General features: G+C 69.7%; 19 protein-coding genes. 9 read left to right on the top strand and 10 right to left on the bottom strand.

Annotation, left to right across the window (positions count from 1 at the left end):
* A partial coding sequence (locus OV207_RS15030) for a sensor histidine kinase (RefSeq protein WP_267555928.1) occupies positions 1-812 on the top strand: 812 nt, incomplete at its 5' end.
* Positions 813-934: 122 nt separating this feature from the next.
* Positions 935-1,315: a response regulator gene (locus OV207_RS15035; RefSeq protein ID WP_193349698.1), complete on the top strand. Its 381-nt coding sequence runs from the start codon at positions 935-937 to the stop codon at positions 1,313-1,315.
* A gap of 27 nt (positions 1,316-1,342) precedes the next feature.
* On the opposite strand, the gene OV207_RS15040 is transcribed toward OV207_RS15035, so the two are convergent.
* On the bottom strand, positions 1,343-1,720 hold the full coding sequence (locus tag OV207_RS15040) for a response regulator (RefSeq protein ID WP_420715218.1): 378 nt from the start codon (positions 1,718-1,720) through the stop codon (positions 1,343-1,345).
* Positions 1,721-1,912: 192 nt separating this feature from the next.
* On the opposite strand from OV207_RS15040, the gene OV207_RS15045 reads away from it, so the two are divergent.
* From OV207_RS15045 to OV207_RS15055, 3 genes are all read left to right on the top strand, one after another.
* The gene (locus tag OV207_RS15045; protein ID WP_267555930.1) at positions 1,913-4,816 is read left to right on the top strand and encodes a PAS domain-containing protein; all 2,904 of its coding nucleotides are present in this window, start codon (positions 1,913-1,915) and stop codon (positions 4,814-4,816) included.
* A gap of 95 nt (positions 4,817-4,911) precedes the next feature.
* Positions 4,912-5,595 carry a cyclase family protein gene (locus OV207_RS15050; RefSeq protein ID WP_267555931.1) on the top strand — a complete coding sequence of 228 codons (684 nt, stop codon included), beginning with the start codon at positions 4,912-4,914 and terminating at the stop codon, positions 5,593-5,595.
* A 30-nt stretch (positions 5,596-5,625) separates the two neighbouring features.
* A complete protein-coding gene (locus OV207_RS15055) occupies positions 5,626-5,868 on the top strand; it encodes an alcohol dehydrogenase catalytic domain-containing protein (protein WP_267555932.1) in 243 nt (80 codons plus the stop codon).
* 6 nt (positions 5,869-5,874) lie between these two features.
* On the opposite strand, the gene OV207_RS15060 is transcribed toward OV207_RS15055, so the two are convergent.
* The 5 genes from OV207_RS15060 to OV207_RS15080 form a co-directional block, all read right to left on the bottom strand.
* Complete coding sequence (locus OV207_RS15060) at positions 5,875-6,048, bottom strand: hypothetical protein (protein ID WP_267555933.1); 174 nt, start codon at positions 6,046-6,048, stop codon at positions 5,875-5,877.
* A gap of 375 nt (positions 6,049-6,423) precedes the next feature.
* Positions 6,424-7,587, bottom strand: a complete 1,164-nt coding sequence (locus tag OV207_RS15065) for a protein kinase domain-containing protein (RefSeq protein ID WP_267555934.1) — start codon at positions 7,585-7,587, stop codon at positions 6,424-6,426.
* Positions 7,588-7,731: 144 nt separating this feature from the next.
* Entirely contained in the window at positions 7,732-9,651 is a 1,920-nt protein-coding gene (locus tag OV207_RS15070) for a serine/threonine protein kinase (RefSeq protein WP_267555935.1), read from the bottom strand.
* Positions 9,648-10,580: a DUF2381 family protein gene (locus OV207_RS15075; protein WP_267555936.1), complete on the bottom strand. Its 933-nt coding sequence runs from the start codon at positions 10,578-10,580 to the stop codon at positions 9,648-9,650. Before OV207_RS15075 ends, OV207_RS15070 begins: the two co-directional genes overlap by 4 nt.
* A gap of 80 nt (positions 10,581-10,660) precedes the next feature.
* Positions 10,661-11,134, bottom strand: a complete 474-nt coding sequence (locus OV207_RS15080; protein WP_267555937.1) for a hypothetical protein — start codon at positions 11,132-11,134, stop codon at positions 10,661-10,663.
* Positions 11,135-11,864: 730 nt separating this feature from the next.
* Between OV207_RS15080 and OV207_RS15085 the strand changes: the two genes are divergently transcribed.
* From OV207_RS15085 to OV207_RS15095, 3 genes are all read left to right on the top strand, one after another.
* Entirely contained in the window at positions 11,865-12,452 is a 588-nt protein-coding gene (locus OV207_RS15085) for a DUF6310 domain-containing protein (protein ID WP_267555938.1), read from the top strand.
* A 1-nt stretch (position 12,453) separates the two neighbouring features.
* Positions 12,454-13,212 (top strand): DUF5953 family protein, encoded by a 759-nt coding sequence (locus OV207_RS15090; RefSeq protein WP_267555939.1) that lies wholly within the window; start codon positions 12,454-12,456, stop codon positions 13,210-13,212.
* Positions 13,213-13,279: 67 nt separating this feature from the next.
* Positions 13,280-13,900 (top strand): DUF2381 family protein, encoded by a 621-nt coding sequence (locus OV207_RS15095; RefSeq protein ID WP_227027430.1) that lies wholly within the window; start codon positions 13,280-13,282, stop codon positions 13,898-13,900.
* A gap of 80 nt (positions 13,901-13,980) precedes the next feature.
* Here OV207_RS15095 and OV207_RS15100 read toward each other — a convergent pair whose 3' ends face one another.
* From OV207_RS15100 to OV207_RS15115, 3 genes are read right to left on the bottom strand one after another with little or no spacing between them, the layout of a single operon-like run.
* Positions 13,981-14,733 (bottom strand): immunity 52 family protein, encoded by a 753-nt coding sequence (locus tag OV207_RS15100; protein ID WP_193349709.1) that lies wholly within the window; start codon positions 14,731-14,733, stop codon positions 13,981-13,983.
* Between the two features lie 12 nt (positions 14,734-14,745).
* Positions 14,746-16,377, bottom strand: coding sequence for a Tox-REase-5 domain-containing protein (locus OV207_RS37640; protein WP_324291528.1), 1,632 nt, complete (start codon positions 16,375-16,377; stop codon positions 14,746-14,748).
* Positions 16,367-17,689 carry a hypothetical protein gene (locus OV207_RS15115; RefSeq protein ID WP_267555940.1) on the bottom strand — a complete coding sequence of 441 codons (1,323 nt, stop codon included), beginning with the start codon at positions 17,687-17,689 and terminating at the stop codon, positions 16,367-16,369. Before OV207_RS15115 ends, OV207_RS37640 begins: the two co-directional genes overlap by 11 nt.
* A 494-nt stretch (positions 17,690-18,183) precedes the next feature.
* Between OV207_RS15115 and OV207_RS15120 the strand changes: the two genes are divergently transcribed.
* Positions 18,184-18,426 (top strand): hypothetical protein, encoded by a 243-nt coding sequence (locus OV207_RS15120; protein WP_267555941.1) that lies wholly within the window; start codon positions 18,184-18,186, stop codon positions 18,424-18,426.
* Positions 18,427-18,438: 12 nt separating this feature from the next.
* Here the strand turns inward: OV207_RS15120 and OV207_RS15125 are convergent, their stop codons facing one another.
* The gene (locus OV207_RS15125; RefSeq protein ID WP_267555942.1) at positions 18,439-20,886 is read right to left on the bottom strand and encodes a PAS domain S-box protein; all 2,448 of its coding nucleotides are present in this window, start codon (positions 20,884-20,886) and stop codon (positions 18,439-18,441) included.
* Positions 20,887-20,960 lie beyond the last annotated feature (74 nt).

Below are 20,960 nucleotides of genomic sequence, written 5' to 3' on the forward strand. Positions count from 1 at the left end.
GGCCGGGCGTGGCCAGCGACGCGCACCTGATGGTGAGCTACCACCCGGTGCGCACCCCCGGGGGCGAGGTGCTGGGCGTGGGGGCGGTGGTGGTGGACGTCACCCGGCACAAGCAATCCGAGGGGGAGCTGCGCGCCACCGCGGAGTTCCGCGAGCGCTTCCTGGGCATCGTCGGCCACGACCTGCGCAACCCCCTCAACGCCATCCGCATGGCGGCCAGCTTCCTCATCGCCAGCGAACAGGTGCCCCCCGCGCTGGCGCGCACCGTGGGCCGCATCATCAGCAGCACGGACCGGATGACGCGGATGATCACCGAACTGCTGGACTTCACCCGCAGCCGGCTGGGCGGCGGCATCCCCCTGACGCCGGGCGCGACGGACCTGGGACTGGTGGTGCGCCAGGTGGTGGAGGAGCTGGAGCTGGTGCACCCGAACCGCACCGTGCGCGTGGAGTCCACGGGGCCGCTGGGCGGTCAGTGGGACGCGGACCGGCTGGCGCAGGTCCTGAGCAACCTCGTGGGCAACGCGCTCCAGTACAGCCCGCCGGAGTCCACGGTGGTGGTGTCGCTCCAGGGCGGACCGGAGCAGGCCGTGGCGCGGGTGAGCAACCCGGGCCCCCCCATCCCCAAGGAGGAGCTGGACCTGCTCTTCCACCCCTTCCAGCGCGCGCAGACGGGCGCCCACGTCCCCTCCGGCCTGGGCCTGGGCCTCTTCATCTCCGACCAGATTGCCCGCAGCCACCGGGGGACCCTCACCGTGGAGTCGGGACCGGAGCAGACGGTCTTCACCCTGACGCTGCCCCGGGGCGCGTAAGCCCCCAGGGGCGCCGGGCCTCCAGGGTTCCACCGGGTCATGCCCGCCCGCCCCCCCACCGCCCGAGCCCCGGGCGACACCCGGGATTGGAATTCCCCAGGGCCCTGCCCTAGCGTTGGCGCGTGTCCACCACGCAACACTCCGCCACCCTGCTGCTCGTCGAAAACAACCGGGACGTCCGCGAGGCGCTGAAGGAGATCCTGGAGTCGGAGGGCTACCGGGTGCACACGGCGGTCAACGGTCAGGACGCGCTGAACGTCCTGGCGCGGCTGGAGTACATCCCGGGCCTCATCCTGCTGGACCTGGTGATGCCGGTGATGGACGGGCACGCCTTCATCGAACACCTGCGGCGCACGGGGGCCCTGGACCTGACGCGGGTGCTGGTGCTGACGGCGCACCCCACCCTGCCGCTGCCGCACGGGGTCTCCGGACGGCTGGGCAAGCCGGTGCGGCTGGAGGAGCTGCTGGACGCCATCGCCGTGCACGCCGCGCCGGCGGCGTGAAGCGGCCGTCCGCGCGCCGTCAGGCCGTCAGGTGGACGGCTGGCAGTGCCGGGCCACCAGCCCCAGCAGCTCCGTGATGTCCACGGGCTTGCGCAACAGCCCCACGGTGCCCGGGGGCGCCTTCGCGCTCGGGTGCGCGGTGAGCATCAGCACCGGCAGGTCCTTGAGCCGGGCGTCGTCGCGCACGCGGTGGAGGAACTCGTGTCCGTCCATCACCGGCATCATCAGGTCCAGCAGGATGAGGCACGGAGGCTGGATGTGGGCCAGCGCGTCCAGGGCCAGCTGGCCGTTGGCCGCCTGCACCACCGCGTAGTCCTCCATCTCCAGCAGCTCCGCCACCACCTCGCGCAGGTCCGGCTCGTCGTCGACGATGAGGATGGTGGAGCGAGGCGTTGTTCTCAACACGGAGGACAGCCTACGCAGGTCCCACGGGCACCGCCAGCAATGACGCCGCGCTGTGCATCGGCTCCGCTGCGTGCAACCCCGCAACACACGAAAGGGCGTCAGCCCCACGCCCGCCGTCTCCCCGCCTGAGAAAACGGGCGTCGGGCCGTTGCGCCCGGGGACGGCAGCCCCTACCCGTCCCCTGGCGTGCCCATGAACCTCATCGCCGACCTCATTGAAGCGAACCTGGATGTGCTGGTGCGGCGCTTCGTCGAGGAGACGCGCGGCCGGGAGAGCAGCCAGGGCCTGAAGCCGTCGGAGATCATCACCACGCTGCCGGAGTACCTGCGCGTGGTGGCGGCCATCTGCCGGCATGGCCCCACGCCAGAGCACCTGGAGACCCGAGCGCGCCTGGAGGAGGCGCACATCAACCTGCGCCTGCGGGTGGGCGCCACGCAGGAGGACGCGACGGATGAGTACACGCTCCTGGGCCAGCTCATCCCCCGGCTCTGGGACGACCTGCGGGACGCGGAGCGGCCCGTTGCCCGGGACCTCCAATGCCTCTTCCACCAGTTGGAGGAGGCGATGGACCACGTCGTGCTCCTCTTCTCCGGCTATTCGCTGGAGGACCGCCAGCGGGAGAAGCGCTTCCTGCGCCAGTTGGACGCGCTGGCGCCCCGGAGCCTGGAGGCGCACGAGGACGCGCACGCGCGGCTGAAGCCGCTGGTCGACGTCGTCGTCCGCGCGCTGGAGGCCACCGGGGCGGAGCTGTTCCTGGTGGACGACGGGGGCGTGATGATGGTCGCCGTCGCGGACGCGGAGCAGGCCGTGGCGCCCCCGGGGCGCCGCCGGGTGGACTCGCGGGGCCCGTCCTTCCTGGGGCGGGTGGCCCGCTCGGAGGAGCCGCTCGTGCTCGCCCAGGCGCACGGGCTGGCGGAGGCGGAGCGCGAGGGGTTGCATGCGGAGGGCTGGAGCACCCTGCTGGGCCTGCGCCTGTGGCCCCACGGCGAGCTGATGGGCGTGCTGTGCGTGGGCTTCGCGGAGGCCCGTCCGGTGCCGCCGCAGACCAAGCGCTTCCTGGAGACGCTGGTGGAGTACCTCTCCGGCATCCTGGACCGGGCCCTGCTGCTGGGGAGGCTCAACGCGGCCCACCGGCGGCTGGAGACGTCGGAGACGCGCTACCGGCTGGCGAGCCAGGCCTCCTCTGATTCCGTCTGGGATTGGGACCTGACCACGCAGGAGGTGGCCTGGAGCGGGGGCGTGCAGGACCTGTTCGGCTTCGCGCCGGAGGAGACGGGGGGCACGGCGTCCTGGTGGGTGGGGCGCATCCACCCGGAGGACCGCGAGCGCGTGGAGCACGGCATCCACGCGGTCATCCAGGGCACGCAGGCGCGCTGGCAGGACACGTACCGGTTCCAGGACCGCCAGGGTGGCTACGTGCGCGTGCTGGACACGGGCGTCGTCACGCGCGACGCGCAGGGCCGGGGCGTGCGGATGGTGGGCGCCATGCAGGACATCACCGACCGGTGGGAGACGGAGACCGGGCGCGAGCGGATGCTCCAGGAGGCCCAGACGGCGCGCGTCCAGGCGGACCGGGAGCTCAGCCGCCTCAACACGCTGCTGCACCAGGCGCCCGTCGCGCTCGCCATCCTCCAGGGGCCCACGCACGTCGTGGAGCTGGCCAACCCGCGCATCTGTGAGCTCTGGGGCCGCACGCTCCCGCAGATGCTGCACCGTCCGGTGATGGAGGCGCTGCCGGAGGTGCGGGGCCAGGGCCTGCTGGAGCTGCTGGACCAGGTGTTCACGACGGGCAGGCCCTTCGTGGGCAACGAGGTGCCCGTGAGCCTGACGCGGGCGCCTGGAGGCGCGCTGGAGGACGTGTACTTCAACTTCGTCTACCAGCCGCTGCTGGGGACGGAAGGCGACGTCGAGGGCATCCTCGTCGTCGCCACCGACGTCACCGACGGGGTGCGGGCCCGGCAGCGGACGGAGGCGCTGGCGGCCACGCTGCACGCCAGCGAGGAGCGGCTGCGGCTGGCGCTGGACGCGGTGGACATGGGCAGCTGGGACGTCAATCCCCTGACGGGGGCGTCGTCCTGGGACGCGCGCTTCCGCGCGATGCTGGGGCTGCCCGAGCACGGGGAGGTGTCGCTCGCGGAGGCCATGCAGTTCGTCCACGAGGAGGACCGGGCGAAGGTGGAGCAGGCGATGGCGGAGGCCAACGTGCCGGGGGGCAGCGGGGAGTACGCGTGCGAGTACCGCGTGAGGCTCCCTCGCGGGGACGGCGCGAAGGAGCGGTGGCTGTCCGGGCGCGGGCAGGTCCACTTCAGGCCGGACGGGCGGCCCGCGCGCTTCGTGGGCACGGCGCTGGACGTGACGGAGCGCAGGCGCGCGGAGGCGATGGCGCGGCAGCGCGCGGACTTCGAGCAGTACCTGGTGGGCATCGTGTCCCACGACCTGCGCAACCCCCTCAACGCCATCGTGCTGGGCACCACGTCGCTGCTGCGGCGCGACGAGCTGAACGAGCGCGCCACCAAGGCCGTCCTGCGCATCCAGGCCTCCGCGGAGCGGGCGGTGCGGATGATCCGCGACCTGCTGGACTTCACCCAGGCGCGGCTGGGCGGGGGCATCCCGGTGCAGTGCCAGGACCTGGACCTGACCGCGCTGGCGCGGCAGGTGGCGGAGGAGGTGCAGGTGAACTTCCCCGAGCGTGACCTCCAGACGGCCACGACGGGGCGGGAGGCGCGCGGCTGCTGGGATCCGGACCGCATCGCGCAGGTGCTCACCAACCTGCTGGGCAACGCGCTGAAGTACTCACCGGAGGGCACGCCGGTGACGTTGCGCGTCCAGGACACGCCCCGGGACGCCATCCTGGAGGTGCACAACCAGGGAGACCCCATCCCGCCGGAGCTGCTCCGCCGCCTCTTCCAGCCGATGCAGCGCGGCGCGCCGGGCATGGACCGCACGACGCGCAGCGTGGGGCTGGGGCTCTACATCGTGCAGAACATCGTCCAGGCGCACGGCGGCACCATCGACGTGACGTCCACGCAGGAGGCGGGGACGACCTTCACGGTGAGGCTGCCCCACGACAGGACGGGGCAGGCGGCCAGGGGATAGGGCCTTGTCCGGGCCGCCCCCGGGCCCCGGGCAGCCGGCCGAGCACGCGGGGCCGGGCCGCGTCCCGCCTAGACGGCGAGTGCCTACGCTTGGGCATGGCCACGCATTCGACATTGGAGGACACGACAGCCAGTCCCTGGGTGGACGTGACGGTGCCGGTGCGCGACGGGATGGTGCACTGGCCGGACAACCCGCCCATCCAGGTGCGCCCCCACCTGGACCTGGCGAAGGGGGATGCGGCCAACGTGTCGCACCTGTCGCTGGGCGTGCACTCAGGCACCCACGTGGACGCGCCCGTGCACTTCATCCCGGGGGCCTTGGGCGTGGACGCGCTGCCGCTCGACCGGCTCCTGGGGGACGTGCGGGTGCTGGCGCTGCCTGGAGGGCCGGCCATCACGGCGGAGGCGCTGCGGGAGCACGCGCCGCGGCGAGGTGAGCGATTGCTGTTCAAGACAGCCAACTCCCGGGGCCGCTGGGACGCGTCCGACTTCCAGCCGGGCTTCACGTACCTGTCGAGCGACGGGGCGCGCTTCCTGGTGGAGGCGGGGGTGCGCACGGTGGGCATCGACTACCTGTCCATCGCCGGCATGGAGGAGGGGGAGCTGACGCACCGGCTCCTGCTGGAGGCGGGGGTGTGCATCATTGAAGGGCTGGACCTGACGCGGGTGGAGCCCGGCCCGCACGAGATGGTGTGTCTGCCTTTGCGACTCGCGAACGGGGACGGGGCTCCGGCGCGGGTGCTCCTGCGCTCACGGACGTCCCCGCCGACGCATGGATGAACAGGAGAGCCACCACAGAAAGCCGTCGCCGTGTTCCCCGGCACCCGCGAGGTGCGCATCATCGACCAGCCCCAGCCCCCGGTGGTGAAGGGGACGGAGGTGCTCTTGCGGGTGCGGGAGGTGGGCATCTGCGGCACGGACCGGGAGATCGCCGCGTTCGAGTACGGCGCCCCGCCCCCGGGCGAGGACCACCTGGTCATCGGACACGAGGCCCCGGGGATGTTGCTGCACCGCACGGGCATCAAGGAAGTGGTGCGGCTGGCGTGGAACTGAGGGTGCTCACGAAGGAGCGGCTTCGGGCGCGGTGAGGGGGTAGAGCGTCCGGAGCTGGATGCGGTGATGGTAGGCCGCGAGATACGGCTTGCCGTCAATCAGGATGGCGACCTGGCGGGGAGGCTCGGGCTGCTCGCGGAGCCAGGCTTCCGCCTCCTCGCGGGTGGAGAACGTGGCCACGGGGTGGCTGCCTTTTCCCACATGTCTCGCAAGTAGAACTTGAGGATGGGACTGGAGAGCAGCCTGCGGGTCTTCAGCTCTGGTAGGTCCATCACGTAGAAGTACTCGCCCGCGACCAGCACGGACGCCCGGTCTGGCACCGGGGGCTGCGCCATCAACCACGCGTCCGCTTCCGCCCGGGTGTCGAAGGCAGCGAACACGAACGGGGGTTCTTCTTCCTCGATGCTCTGGCGGTATGCCCGGGAGGAGCAGTCGCTCCTTGTCATCCTCGGATTGGGATTCCCCGATGAGCCGCCCCAGCAGTTCCTGCGTCTCAAAGGACAGATTCTCGTGTTTCAAGGTATGGCCCCATCACGACCGTCTCATGGGCGCTGTTCACACCACCGGCGTCGGCAGGTGCAGCACGCTGCCGCGCGGGAAGGCTCCCACGTCCTTCTGGAACGCATTCAGCAACGGGGCCGTGCCCGCGAGCGCCTTCTGGAACTCCGCCGCCGCCTCGGGGCCACCGTAGTGCCCGCCCAGTTCCGTGGCGCGCGCCTGGAGATCCGCCTCCACCTCCTCCGCCGTCGCGTAGCGCTCCGCGGGGTCGCGCTGGAGCAGGCGGTGGAGGATGGCGCGCAGGGCCGGTGACAACCGGAACATCAACGACTCGATGTCCTCGGGCCGGTACGCGGCGGCATGCGTGACGATGTTGCCGTAGTCTTCCGTGAACCGGCCCGCCTGCTCCGCCACCATCATCCCCTGAAACACCCGCTGCCCATCCGCTTCCGTCAGCCGCGCCTCCAGGTCCCCCATCAGCGCGCGCGGGAGGCTGTAGAGGTGCAGGCTCGTCGCCAGCTCCAGCAGCATGAGCCCCAGCGAGAACAGGTCCGAGCGCGCATCCGCGGCCTCGCCGAACAACACCTCCGGAGCACCGTAGAACGCCTGTCCATGCGGACGCGTGATGCTGGACGGCACCCTACCCGGCAGCCGTGAGAAGGCATCTCCCAGGTCCGTGAGCACCAACGTCCCGTCCGGCGTGAACCGCAGGCCCTGCGGATGCAGGTCGCGGTGCACGAAGCCCAATGGCAGACCCCGCTCATCCGCGTGCCCATGCAGGAACGCAAGCAGGGACGCCAACTGGAGCCCTACGTGCAACAGGAAGGCTTCGGAGTACGCATGCACATACACCAGCGGCAGCAACGACACGTCATCCAACGTGTAGCCGGGGACATGCTCCCATTCGAGGTACAGGACGCCCGCCGCTTCATGCCCGCCGTTCAGCCGGGCGATGCGCGGGTGCTGGAACAACCGCGCGAGCTTGACCGTCTCCTGCATCCGCACGCGGGGGTCTCGCAGGCCCGACACCCGCCGCCCATCCAGGGGCAGCGCCTGGAGGAACACCGGCACGGGTTCACGCCCGGGCTGCCGCCGGATGGCGATGAGCTGCTGCTCCCCGTGACTGCTTCGCCGCAACACCCGCGCCAGCTCGAAGGACCTGGAGCCCGTCTTGAACAGCACTTCGGGAGGGGGAGGATTCACCGTCCTGGAAGGACTCATGCCGTGCGGGCTCCTTGCCATCCACGCGGACTCAGGCATCCGGGGAGAACAAGGGCAAACTACCTTCTACGTTACCTGGAAGTGGAGGACCCAGCGGGTTCTATTAGTATAATTTCAAGACCCGAGGCTCTTTACCAGTATGACTCATGGAAAGGCGTGCACGATACGGTACGCCCAGGTGCGCGGCATCCGGACCGCGCCGGCCTTGGAGCCCGGGAGCCACTCCCCGCCATCAAGGTTGCCATAGACGAGGCACACCGGGATGACGCGCCGGTCCGGCAGCTCCGCCCGGGTGTAGCGGCCCGTCACCCTTCCCCCGCCCGTCCAGAGCTGCCCGTACAGGCGTGTTCCGGTGGGCAGATCCCCAAAGCTTTCGACGGTGAGGCTGACAATGGGGCCATCGCGGACAATGAGCTCTTCCGAGTTGTTGCCCGGCTGATTGATGTCCGTGAGGATGCTGGCGCTGCCGGTCTCATACATGGAGAGCTTGCGCATGGCCTCCAACGCTCCTTCGGGGCAGCGGCTCGGGTCGGGGCGGATCTGCGCTCCCGCGCAGGCGGTGAGGGCCACGGCGCCAGCGGCCAGGGTGCACCGCTTGAGCTTCCCGAGCGCCCCCGCGCGCACCGGAGAGGAATTGACGGCCACCTGCCGCGGCGCACGAAGGGTCATGTCTTCTTTCTCCTGCTGGAACAGTGCGGGTGGAAGAGCCTCCCCCGTCAGAGGCGCGCGAGCTTGGTACGGCCCGGGGTGGGGCGCCATTTGCTGGACGCCCGGCACCGGGGCCACGACGCCCGGGACATACCCCAGACGCCACGAAGCGAGCCCCGCGATGAGCGACCCCGCCAGCAGCACGGCACCGAGCACGGCCCACCTCAGCGGAAGCGAACGCCAACCGCCCCCACGCGCGGCACGGGACGCCCGGGCTTCGACCTCCGCCACCTTCGCCGGGTCGCGTTGGCGCAGCTCCCGCGCCTCACGCAGCCGGTGGACCTCTTCCACATGCCTCGCCCGCGCCTCCCGCAGGGCCACCTCCTGCCCCGGCATCACGGGCCCCTTCGCCTCCGCCGCCTCCAGCGTCGTGCGCGAACCACTGGACGTCCTCTCGCGCCAGCCGAACAAGGGGGCCTCCCACGCCGCGTCAGCGATCGCCAGCGCCCGGCGCACCTCCCGGGCCAGGGAGGCCGTGCCCTCGGGGCGCTGTTCGGGCGCGAAGGCCAGCAGCCGCAGGATGAAGTCCTCCAGCAGCGCCGGCACACGCGGGTTGAGCTCCTTCAAGGACCCCAGGCCCTGGGATACCAGGGGCTCGATGGGCACGATCCACGGCAGCGCGGGGTACTGGTCCACCAGCAGGCGGTAGAAGGTGACTCCGACCGCATACAGCTCATCCGCCACTGAGTAGGTGTAGGGCTCCAGGGCCCCGGGCCGGCGCTCCGCCGACGCCCGCCACCGGAGGATCTGGGGGCTGTAGTAGCGCGGACTGCCCGGCGGAAGCCTGGCGGTCTGGGTGAGGGTGGGCGCCCCCTCGTACCAACCCGCGCCCCAGTCCAACAGCTTCACCTTGCCGTCGGGGGTGACCAGGACGTTGTCGCCCTTGAAGTCCCGGTGCATGGCGCCCTGCGCGTGCGCGGCCGCCAGCGCCTCCAGCACCTGCGCCAGCAACAGCGCCACCTGACGAGCAGTCGGGTTGCGAGCCAGGGCCCATTCGTAGAGCGACTCACCCTCCACGTACTCCATCACCAGATAGGGGTGCTCCACCGGCCCCAGCCGCCAGATGCCGTGCGTGATCAATCGCACCACGGCCCGGTGGTGCACGCGGGCCAGCAGCGCCGCCTCCCGCGCGAACCACCGCTCCCCGGGACGCCGCGACAACTTCAACGCATACAGCCGCCCGCGCACGCGGCCCGCCCTGCGCACCGAATAAGTGGTGCCATAACCTCCCGCCCCCAGGCGTCCCACCACCTCCCAGCGCTCCACCCGGGTGCCCGGCGGCAACCACTCCGCGGACAACAGGACGTGCCCTGCCCCCATCCCGGAGCGTCCGACTTCCAGCGACTCACGGCTCACAGGGACAATCCTTCCCACCGCACCGCACGGTCGGCTTCCTGGTTCCAGGCTTCCATCAGGTAACGCGCGTCCGGCGCCGAGCCCTTCGGCATGTGCCACTCCACCACGGCCTGTCCGCGCGTCCCTGGCGACAGGCGGGCTTCGAGCATCCGCACGGGTGCCTCCAGGACGACGCGGCCTGGCTTCCCGTCCGCCTCCAGCAGGGTCAGCCGCGCCACGCCCGGCATCCAGGGTGCTGCGTCCGGGGCATTGCCCAGGGTGAACGCCATGACCCGGGTCGCGACGTGGCGGTAGAGCACGGTGCTCCCCATGACCTCCAGCCCCGGGCCGTTGAGGGCCTTGACCGGCCGCTCAATCAACACCTCCGCTGGCCCCAACGCACCGATGAGCACCGCGCCCCCCAGGCCGGTCTGGGCGCACTGTGCCCGCAGGAGCGCGAAGCCCGCCTCCGTGGCGGCGCACTGGCCCCGGAGCAGGGCCAGCTCCTCGCCCAGGGCTTCAGGGGACAGGGCGTGGCGGGAGACTTCCACCAGGGTGTCCACCTCCTTCGGATCCGTGACGAGCAGGAACGTCACCTGCCGGGGCGCGTCCTCGCCCGCGAAGCGCGCCGTGACGAGCGGCCGGGCGGAGTCGGGCATGGCCACGGACGGGCGCAGCACCATCACGCCCGGGTACACCTTCACCTGGGCGAACAGGGGCGCCAGCGCCTTCGTGTCCACGGAGGACGGCAGGATGTCATCGTTGAACACGACGGTGGTGACCACGCCGGGAGCGACGCGCAGCAGGTGGAGCGTCGTGGCCTCGTCGGCCCGGACCACGAGCCGGCGCTCCTGATGGACGCGCCGGTCCGGAGCCCCCGCCCGCGCCGGAGCCGCCGCGACCAGCGCCATCACCAGCATTGGCAAGACAACCGCACGGGATGCGAACACGCAGGCAACCTCCAGCGTCACACCCTACCAGAAGGGAGTGACGTGGCGGGGTGCCATGGAGGGCCGTGCCACGAAGCGCTTCAGGGGATGATTTCTGGAGACGCGGTGAAAAGCGCGTGGAACAGCGTCGTCTCCGGAGGCGCCTTCCACTCCACGAACAACGGCACTGGCCGGTGCGCGCTCTCCAAGGGCAACAGCCGGGCCCCGAACTCCGCTTCGATGGCGCTGCCAATCACTTGAGCAGGCGTCAGGAGGGACTCGGGGCAATGCTCGAATCGCACCTCCGCGCTGCGCATCCCCCCGCGCTCCCGCTTCTTCCGCACGGCATAGACGACATAGACAGGCGCCAGGATGCTGACGCACCCAACAGCAATCCACCGTGCCAGGGGTGCCGTCCCATCTTCGGGCGGGTAGGCAATACAGCGGAAACACGGCACGGTCGTCGGGGCCGTTCCATCACCCACCACGAAGCCGGGCAACTGGCGCTCCAGTGTCTCCAGGAAGGCGTGCCACCGCCCGATCTTCGGCAGCTCCTGCGCCCAGAGTGCCGCCAACCTTCCAGCCTCTGGACTCAATTCCTGTCGGAGATAGTAATCATCATCCGTTCGCCAATACCGCCTGGCCACCTCCAACAATTGATCCCCAGTCAATGACGTCACCATTCGCTTCCCCTCAAAGCAGGTAGTCGCCAAATTGGACGGGTGGCGCCTTCGACTGACACTTCCTTGTCATTTGCGCTCCTTCGATGGAAGCAGCGATAAATGGCATCCATGACAATCGTTGTCGAAGAGCCCGAGCATCCCCCACAGGAGCAGGCAAGGAACCACGCTCAAGCAGCCCCGCCGTCTGCTCTCATCCGATGTTGAGCGGCCTCTGGCACTTCGCACCTCTCTCAATGGATGCACCCATGATCATATCGGGACCTCCGAGCGCCCATGCCGTCGTCCAACTCATGTGATTGCGGCAAGTCTGGCCCCCAACAGTTGGGGGCACGGGAAGTGCCCACCCAGGGGCCCTCCCGCACTTCATGTGGATTCGCCGCGAGGAGGTCCCTGGTGAATGAGGAGCGCTGCCGCGCATTCCGGTCCCGCTGCCCCACGGCGAGCGGCCCTCCCCCGTGCGCTCGACGGTTCGCGGGACCTGCCTGGAGGATGCGCCTCGGCGGTTGGCACATGGCTCGAACCTGTCCGACTGTCGGACAGGTTCTGGTAAGCAGCGGCTGGCGGGGCGTCCCCATGGACTCCGTTACTGTCGTGCCCATCTCGAATCTGGGCTCCACGCCAAGTGCAAGAGAGCCCCCAGGCGGCAACCTCCAGCGTCGCCATCAAAGAAGCGCTGGATGCATATGAACTCCGCCACTCCTACCCCGAAGAAGCAGGGACCTCACGAGGAACGAAGGTGGCAACCCGGGAATCTGAAGCACAACACAAGCCCGAGTCGAAGCCCGAGCCGGCGGGGCAGGACTGGTTTCCCCCAGCACCATCCGAATCACCGGAGCGCGAGCGCCACCCCGAGTGCAGGCCCGTCCCGGTGCGACATCTGGGCGGCAACGAGCCACACAATGAATGCGCTGACAAGATTCCCAACAACAGCTTCCCTGGCTGGGATGTGCTCGTCAATGGGAAGAACTTCGACGGGCTGGTACTCATCACTCGCACGCTGTGGGATGTCAAGACGGATGACTTTGAAAAACAGCCGCCACGGCCTCAAAGGTTCTTTGTCAGGATGAAGCTGCCTGAGCTGAGGCGCGAAGCCAGGCTCGCAAGGGACTGCGGGTACAACTTCGTCATTGGAGTGCGAAGCGCCGCGCACAAAGCCGTGCTGTTCGACGAAGACCCCACCCTGAAATTTGTCATCATGGATTGGTGTTGAAATGACGGCCGCTCATAGAACCCTCATCATTATCGCCCACGCGCCCGCGCTCCAGAACAATGACGACCGCCCGACCGCGGTTGTCCATGCAATGAAACGTGCGCTGCCTGGCTTGCGCTTGGGGTGGACGATGTCCGAAAAGGAAGACCTCATCGCATTGCCTCAACGCGACGAGTGGGTCGCGGCCAACATGGCAAATGGAGGGTTTCCGTTCCTCTGCAACGATGATGATAACCATCTTGTGACGGTTGCTGGACTGGAAAACCCAAACGGTCTTGCCGCAGGGAGCCCGCCGCATCTTGAAATCCATGCGGACCTGCCACTCGACGCGGTCAGCATCGCGGAGGCTGTCGATGTGCTTGCAGGTTTAGCGGAGGGCGCTCGCGCGGTATGGGGGCATGCGACGCCGAGCGGTTATGGTGGGATCGTGGCGCAACAGTTCCGCCACCCCGGCGATGAGTTGCACGTTCCGCCCCTCGGACTGCCGTCGCTCAAGCTCCCGTGGAACAGGTCCACACCTGAGATTCCGCACTTTCTCGGGTGGCTGAACTACGGGTCTGCCGCTGCCGCGCAGGCCATCGGGTTCCCGGACCCACTCCGTGACGCCGCGCTGCTTTCACGGGCACGGCGCACGGCAACGGGCGGGTGGGTCGTGCAGCTCACCGATGCGCCGCTCGCTCTGGACAACCCTGCCCACCTGGACGCGCTCCAGCGGGCCTATGAGCGGTTCCCGGAGATCGGTGGACGCGCACCGCCTTGACCTCGACCAGGAGGCTTGGGACGCGGCTCAAGCCGTAGGAGAGAGACCCACTGCGCGGGCGTCCACGATGGTCGCCTCCCATTCGGGAGGTCATGCACCATTGCTCCAACCGTACAGATTGGCCCTCGCGCTTACGCTCGTGCCCGTCTCGGGAGCTGCTGCGGGGGCTGAGACGGCCACAGGGGCACGCGTTGGCCGTAAGCGCTCCGTGACCATCGCCAGCACGCCCGCCGAACCGCGGCCCATCGTCCATGTCGCGGCGGACGCCCGGACGGTATTCCTGTTCTCTGCGCCGATCCAGCGGAAGACCCTCACCTTCGCCGAATCCCTGATCCATGTCCTGGATGCGGGCGAGCGGTCGATCATTGTTCAGCCCGTGGCCAATCTCACTGACGGCGAGCGGCAGGCGATCGGGGTCTTCTTCGCTGACGGCCGAGCATCCACCCGGGCCGCCTTCGTGCTCGTGACAGACCCGAGCGACGTTGACGCACTGATTGACGTGCAGCGCCCGGAGCCTCCAAACACGGTCTGTCAGCCTTCAGATCATGCACCGGCGCCGAAGCCGGAAGACCTCGTGCTGCGTGGCTACGCAGACCTGAAGCATCCCCTCATTTTCGATTTCCCCTCGGAGCTTGCTCCCTCGGCTGCCCATGGGTTCTCCGAGGAGAACCTTCAAGTGAGGGGATAGCTCAGGGTGAGCCCTGGGGTACCTGCATCCACAAACCAGCCGCCTCCACGAAGGTTTCCATTGGGTAGCAGCCTGGAATCTCAGACCGTAGTGAGCGGCATGAGCCCAGCTCGGTCCAGCAGATCTCGCACGCGCCGCGTCAGCGCCACATGGTCCGGGTTGGCTACCGAGAAGCGCTCGGGGGTGAGGACGATCAGCGTGCCTTTGTCCTCGACCTGCTTGATGCGGACTGGAGCTGGGAGCGGCGGCACCGTGCCCCGCTGACGCGCGAGGTACGTCACCCAGCCAGGCCACACGCCGGCCTTGCCGTCCAGTTCCCGATGCGTGTGGGACATGGCCACCGCCCAATCAGGTTCCCAGGCCAGCGCCATGCTGCGCACCACCTCGGCCAGCACGGTTGCCGTGAGGATTCGCTCCGCGTTCTCCCCCTTGGCCGGTAGCGACAGGACGCACGAATTGGCAATGCTGAATTCGGCGTAGCTTCCGCATTTCATATTGACGGACGCGAAGTCCTGGCCGGCTCCATCGTTGTATGCCCCAACGCGAAAGCCCAGATCTTCGATAGGCGGCCCGCCGGGCTCCCGGTTCACGCCGCGCCGGAATGCTTCCGTCAACGCAGGGAGGGAAGGCGGCATGAGCGGGGTCTTGCGCCCCTTGCCGCGCGGTTTGGGAATCTTGTTCCAATGCGCCAGCAGGGGGTCACAAGCGGCCAGCAAGTTGAGAAAGGCCTCCGCTCGATGGGCGCACTCCTCGGGGGACTCCTTGCGAGGTCCCCAGTAGGCGCCAGCGTGGTAGGAGTCAGGATGGAGCGCAGGTGTGGGCTGAGTGGTCATAACGCGCACTTGTCAGCGTACCAAGGAGCGGGCCGGGGTGTGGATGACGGTGATTTCAGTGAAGCCCCTATTCTCAAGCAGCTTCCGCATCCCATTGGCTGCATGCATCTCGGCGACGTGCCATTCGATGCGGATGCCCAGGCCCTGGACGATACGGCGCTGCCGCTCGGCTTGATCCGCGAGGTCTTGGAGCTTGCCTGACGCCTCAAACCAACTCTTGGGGTCGAAGTTGTCCTCGAAGAATTCAGCGTAGCCGGGTCCCTTGGCCTCCAGCAGCACTCCCTCTTCGAAACCGTCGAACTTCACGCCACCAGCCTTCGTGCTCGTGCCACCGACCCAATACGCTTCATCCGCCGAATGCCCGGTGATCTGCTCCTGATAGCGTCGGGCACGCGTGGACATCGACTCCTTCACGGGCCCCCACTGCCCAGGCCCCTGGGAAGGGGCCCCTCCCTTCGAGGCAGTGTTCGCCCGCTGAAGAATGATGGCCGCCCCAGGCCCGCCGCTCAGTGCCGCCGCCGCGCGCCCTGCTGGCACCGCGATGCGCTCGAACGCCAACGCGCCTTCCGCCGACAGCGAGAGCACAGGCACCGAGACTTCCGCGCCCACCGCCATCGCCTTCAGCGTCCGTGTCGTGGCTGACGCTGCGCCCCCGGTGATGAGCAGGCCCGTCGTCAGCCGCGACACCTCGCGGATCTGCTCGCCACGCGTCATGTACTGGAAGCGCTCCCAGTACACGGGCGATGACGTGATGAGGGCCACCACTCCCGCTGGCAGGCGGCTCAGTCCCGCGACGCTGTCCACGGGATGGGTGAGCAACTGTCCCAGCGCGTGGTACAGCTCCACGAAGGCGTCCTCGGCTCCATCCAGGGTGCGGCTGATGACGTCCGCGTCGTCGTACACTTCCGCCATTGGGCGCCAGTCCGCCGCTTGGAGCTGCGCGTCCACGGTCCGGAAGACGCCGCCCTTGCCGCTGTAGAAGCGGCCCAGCTCGAAGCCATGCGCGCGGAAGGCGCCGTCCTTCCATTCAACCGTTGCCGCCTTCTGCTGGGTCCGTCCGGTGAGTGCCCACGCCAGATAGCCATCCGGTCGCAGCACCGCGATCTGCTCCCGGGAGAAGCGCTCCACCCGACGCAACAACTCCTCCCGTGTGACTTCGCCCCCCTCCAGCACCTCGCGCAGGATGAAGCCCGCTGCCATGCGAGGCGGGAAGTTGCCCAGCGTGACGGGCTTCCCCGAGAGCACGGCCAGCAGCCGCGCGGCATGCGTGGGCGTCAGCACTCCACCCAGGGGGCGCTCATCCCGCGCCTCCAGCCCCGCGTTCGTCAGCAACAGCTCCCAGCCGTCCGGTTGCACGTCGTCAGGGTTCGCGACGTCCGCCATCTCCACCGCGTTGACGGGGCTCGCCCCCGTCACGACTTCGCGCACGGCCTTGCGGCGGTACAGGGGCGGCGCTTCCTCACGAGGCGTGACACCCGGCACCGGGGCGGATGCACGCGGCGCCTCGTCGTTCGACGCGCGCGCCCCAGGGGAATCCGTGGCCGTGCGGGACGTGTAGCTCAGCGTCCTTCCGGGCCCGGCAGGCAACGAGGCGCAGCCGGTGAAGAGGAGGGCCACGCACCCGAGCAGGACGTCAGCGCGCATCGTCCACTCCCAAGCCCACCGAAGCGAAGGCACCTGGACGCAGCGTCCCGTCTCCTTCGGGGAACAGCAGCGTGCCGCCCGTGGCCACCGCGTAGAGCTTCCCCGCCGCGATTCGCCAGCGCGCTTCCGCCACGCCCAGGTAGCGCGCCCCGGGTTGGCCCAGGCCCACGCCCAGCCCCTTCACCGCCACTTCCAGGTTGCGCTCCAGGAGCTGCACCGCCACGCGCCCGTCCACGTCCAGGCGGCCCCAGGAGAAGGCCTCCACGCTCAGCGACAGCATCAAGTGCCGTTGCAGTCCGCGATAGCCCACGGCATCCCAGCCCACGCGGGCCTCGCCCTGGAGCGAGTACCCGTCCGGGAAGCGAATGGAGGTCAGTGGCACACCCTCCAGGCCCACTGCCTGGAAGCGCGCCAGTTCGTAGTCCGAACCGAAGAAGCCCTGCCGGAAGCCACCGTGCTGCCTGCGCGCCTCCAGCCGCAGCGATACGTCCCGCGTCGGCGTCACCGAATCCGCGCCCACGCCCAGCACCGCGCCCCAGGCGCCTCCGACGCCCGGCCGTCCTCCCCAGCCTGCCAAGAGGTGCGCTTCCAGGCCCGGGCGCCTGAGCACCACCGCCGTTGCGTCCAGGTGCGCCAGCGTCACGGACAGCGCATTCCCTCCGAATCGTCCCCAGTCATGCACGGCGGAGACAGCGAGCGTGTATCGCCCCGGCATGTGACTGGCTCCGAGGAGAACGCGCCCCACATCCAGCGCGACCTCCGCTCCCATCAGCCGCGCGCCCAGCACATCCGAAGCGAAGGCCTCCGTGTAGAGCGGCCCGACGGTGCCCGTGAGCAAGCCGCCCGCCGGGTGGTAGTCCGGATTCGTTCGGTTGGAGTAGCGGCGCACCAGATGCGCCGACAGCAGGCTGTAGTCCTCCAAGGCGCCCAGCCACACGCCCACGGGCGCCGCGTCCGAGCCCAACTTGAGGCCGCGCACGAGCTGGCCCCAGTCGGAGAGACGGTCCCAGTCCTCGCGTCGCACGCGGCCCGCGCCGCCCCACGCTCGCAGTCGGACGGGGGCGCCCAGGTTGAGCCCGAATTCCGGACCGCCATCCAGGATGAGCGTGGGCTCCAACTGAACGAAGCCTTCAGCCCTACCGCGGCCCGAGCGTGGCAGAAGCGCGAGCGTCGCCACCTCCAGCCGAGCCAGTGAAGACCAGGAGCGGGTTGGCGCCTTGGGCGCAGCGGCCTCGGATTCTGACGACGCCGTGGCCTCCCCCCGCATGGGAAGGAGCCATAGCCAAAGCACCGCCCACCAGCGGTTACCCATCGCTCGCGCCTCCTGGTTGCACTCTGGTGCGGCGTGCAGAGCCCGGTCGTAACCGCCCGGTCCGGCAAGTCATCCGAACCGGGCGACGCATGCCCCCGAGGGCATGTCAGAAGGCGAGAATCAGGATTTCAGACTGTTGGCGGCCGACTCCCAGCCCGGCGCACGCGCCGGGGCCTGGCACTGTCGTCACCTCGTCCGGGTGGGACGTGTCGAGCATGGGCACGGCAATCCCGCCCTCATCGTCCGGCACCGTCGCCCAGCAAGGCCTCGGGCGCGGCACAGAGGACTTCACCTTGAGGCAGGGGAAAGGACGTCGCCACGCGCCCCGGCGCTCATCGTTTCAGAAGACCTCAAGGGGGCATTGGAGCAGGCCAGGGCCACGGGGACGAAATGCACCGGGGCGTGGATTGCCCCGCAACCTTTCCGCCGCCCCCGGGTTCATCCCAGAAACCTCGCGGAGGCCACGGCCTCCGCCACCACCCCGGGATGCCCCCATGCGTCGCTCCATCGTCGTCGCCGTCGCCACCGTCGCCTTCCTGCTCGGCGGCGCCGCCAACCAGGCCCATGCCGAACGCCAGCCGCGCATGCGCGACGCGCTGGCCCACCTGGAGAGCGCGCTGTCGGACCTGCGCGCCGCCAGCGGGGACAAGGGCGGACACCGCGCGCAGGCCATCCGCCTCACGGAGCAGGCCATCACCTCCGTGCGCGAGGGCATCCAGTTCGACAACCGGCACTGAGACGCCCGCGCCTCACCCGCGCTCGAGCATGTCCCGGATGCGCGTGGCCAGCGACTCCATCGCGAAGGGCTTGGTCATCATCGCCATGCCCGGCTCCAGGAACCCGGACGCCATCGCCGCGTTCTCCGCGTAGCCCGTCATGAACAACACCTTCAGCCCCGGACGCGCGGCCCGCCCCGCGTCCGCCAGTTGCCGTCCGTTCAACCCCGGCAACCCCATGTCCGTCACCAGCAGGTCCAGCCTCGGCGCGCTCCGCAGCAGCCGCAGGCCCTCCGTCCCGTCGCTCGCCTCCAGCGTGCGGTAGCCCAGCTCCCGCAGCACCTCCACGATGAGCGCCCGGATGACCTCCTCGTCCTCCACCACCAGCACCGTCTCCCCGGCCTCCGACACGTGCGCGTCCGTGAGCCCCCGGGGCGCCTGCGAGTCCTCCGGCGTGCCCTCCCCCACGTAGCGCGGCAGGTACAGCCGCACCGTCGTCCCCTGCCCGGGCTCGCTGTACAACCGCACGGCGCCCTCCGACTGGCGCGCGAAGCCGTAGATCATCGACAGGCCCAGGCCCGTGCCCTGCCCCAGCGGCTTCGTGGTGAAGAACGGATCAAACGCCCGCTCCAGCACCTCCGGCGACATCCCCGTCCCCGTGTCGCTCACGCTCACGCACACGTACTGCCCCGGCGACAGGTCCCTCCGCCGCGCCGCGTACGCCGCGTCCAGGTGCGCGTTGCCCGTCTCCACCGTGAGCTTCCCCCCGTGCGGCATCGCATCCCGGGCGTTGATGGCCAGGTTGAGCAGCGCCGTCTCCAGTTGGTTCGGGTCGCACTTCGTGAGCCACAGCCCACCGGCCAGCACCAGCTCCAGCCGCATCTGCTCCCCCAGCGTGCGGCGCAGCAGGTCCTCCATGGAGGCCACCAGCGGGTTCACCTTCACCGGCTTGGGGTCCAGGGGCTGCATGCGCGAGAACGCCAGCAGCCGGTGCGTCAGCGCGGCGGCCCGCTGCGAAGCCCCCATCGCGCTGATGACGAACCGCTCCAGCTCCGACGTGCGTCCCTGGCGCAGGCGCTTCTGCAACAACCCCAGCGACCCCACGATGCCCTGGAGCAGGTTGTTGAAGTCGTGCGCGATGCCGCCCGTGAGCTGCCCCACCGCTTCCATCTTCTGCGACTGCCGCAGCGCGGACTCCGCGGCCGTCAGCGCCTCGCGGGCCTCGCGCTCCTCCGTGACGTCCCGGCCCACCGCCATCAACACCGCCTTGCCGGACTCCACCACCGACCACGAAATCCACCGCCACCGCCCGTCCTTGTGCCGGTAGCGGTTGTCCTGGTGGCGGGGCATCCCCGCGTCCCCCAGCTCCTCCACGTACCGCGTGGACTCCTTCAGGTCGTCCGGGTGGATGAAGTGCTGCACCGGCGTCCCCACCAGCTCCGCCTCCGTCCACCCCAGCATCCGCTCCCACGCGGGGTTGGCCGCGATGATGCGTCCGTCCACCTGCGCGTCCACCACGACCATCAGGTCATGGCTGAGCCGCCACATCAGGTCCCGCTCGGCGGTGCGCTCGGCGACGCGCGCCTCCAGCGTCTCGTTGAGCGCCCGCAGCCGCGCCTCCGCCTGCTTGCGTCGGGTGATTTCGCGCGTCGTGCCCATCACCCGCACCAGGCGGCCCTCCGGACCGGCGATGGGCTGCCCCTGCACCGACACCCAGTGCACCGACCCGTCCGGCCACACCACGCGGTAGTCGATGTCGTAGTCCACCTGCTCCGCGAGCGTGCGCGCGAAGGCCGCCCGCATCCGTCCCAGGTCCTCCGGATGGATGGTGGCCTCCAGGTCGTCGAAGCTGAAGGGCCCCTCCGGGCCGCGGCCGAAGTTCGCCCGGCACGTCGCGGACGCGCCGAGCGTCATCGTCGCCAGGTCCAGCTCCCACGCGCCCAGCTTCCCCGCCCTGAGCGTGAACTCCAGCCGCGCCTCGCCGTCGCGCAGCTGGCGCTCCCCCTCCACGCGCGCCGTCGTCTCGCGCACCACCGCGAGCCCCCCCAGGATGCGGCCCGTCCCGTCCCGCGCGGGGCTGTAGTCCAGGTCCATCCAGACGCGCTCGGGCACGCCGTGGCGCGTGAGGACCCGCGGCGCGTCCCGGTACGACACCGCGCCCCCGGAGAACACCGTCGTCAGCGCGTGGCGGTGGAAGTCCGCCATCTCCGGCCAGCCCTCCACCGCGGGCCGCCCCAGCATCCCCGGGTGCAGCCCCCCCGCGACGACCGCGAACGCGTCGTTGTAGAGCAGCACGCCCTGGGCGCCCCACAGCAGCAGCATGGGCACCGGCGACGAGAGCACCAGGCCCAGCGTCGTCCGCAAGGCGTCAGGCCACGTCCCCGGTGGGCCCAGGGGCGTCCCCGCCCAGTCGAACGCGCGGATCCGGGCGCGCAGCTCGCCCTCGCCTAACAGGAAGTCGGGATGCGCGGCGGGGATCATCCTCCGGACGCTAACGTCGTGCCCCGGCGCGCTCCATCCCGTCACCGGCCCGCGTGGAATTCCCGCTCGCGAGC

It is taken from the genome of Corallococcus sp. BB11-1, from assembly GCF_026626625.1.
GTDB classification, from domain to species: Bacteria; Myxococcota; Myxococcia; order Myxococcales; family Myxococcaceae; genus Corallococcus; species Corallococcus soli.

Bases quoted from the DNA above. Each gene is read 5' to 3' on its own strand.
- OV207_RS15045 (WP_267555930.1), top strand. From the start codon at position 1,913: ATGAACCTCATCGCCGACCTCATTGAAGCGAACCTGGATGTGCTGGTG.
- OV207_RS15050 (WP_267555931.1), top strand. From the start codon at position 4,912: ATGGCCACGCATTCGACATTGGAGGACACGACAGCCAGTCCCTGGGTG.
- OV207_RS15065 (WP_267555934.1), bottom strand. From the start codon at position 7,587: ATGAGTCCTTCCAGGACGGTGAATCCTCCCCCTCCCGAAGTGCTGTTC.
- OV207_RS15090 (WP_267555939.1), top strand. From the start codon at position 12,454: ATGACGGCCGCTCATAGAACCCTCATCATTATCGCCCACGCGCCCGCG.
- OV207_RS15095 (WP_227027430.1), top strand. From the start codon at position 13,280: ATGGTCGCCTCCCATTCGGGAGGTCATGCACCATTGCTCCAACCGTAC.
- OV207_RS15100 (WP_193349709.1), bottom strand. From the start codon at position 14,733: ATGACCACTCAGCCCACACCTGCGCTCCATCCTGACTCCTACCACGCT.
- OV207_RS37640 (WP_324291528.1), bottom strand. From the start codon at position 16,377: ATGCGCGCTGACGTCCTGCTCGGGTGCGTGGCCCTCCTCTTCACCGGC.
- OV207_RS15115 (WP_267555940.1), bottom strand. From the start codon at position 17,689: ATGGGTAACCGCTGGTGGGCGGTGCTTTGGCTATGGCTCCTTCCCATG.
- OV207_RS15120 (WP_267555941.1), top strand. From the start codon at position 18,184: ATGCGTCGCTCCATCGTCGTCGCCGTCGCCACCGTCGCCTTCCTGCTC.
- OV207_RS15125 (WP_267555942.1), bottom strand. From the start codon at position 20,886: ATGATCCCCGCCGCGCATCCCGACTTCCTGTTAGGCGAGGGCGAGCTG.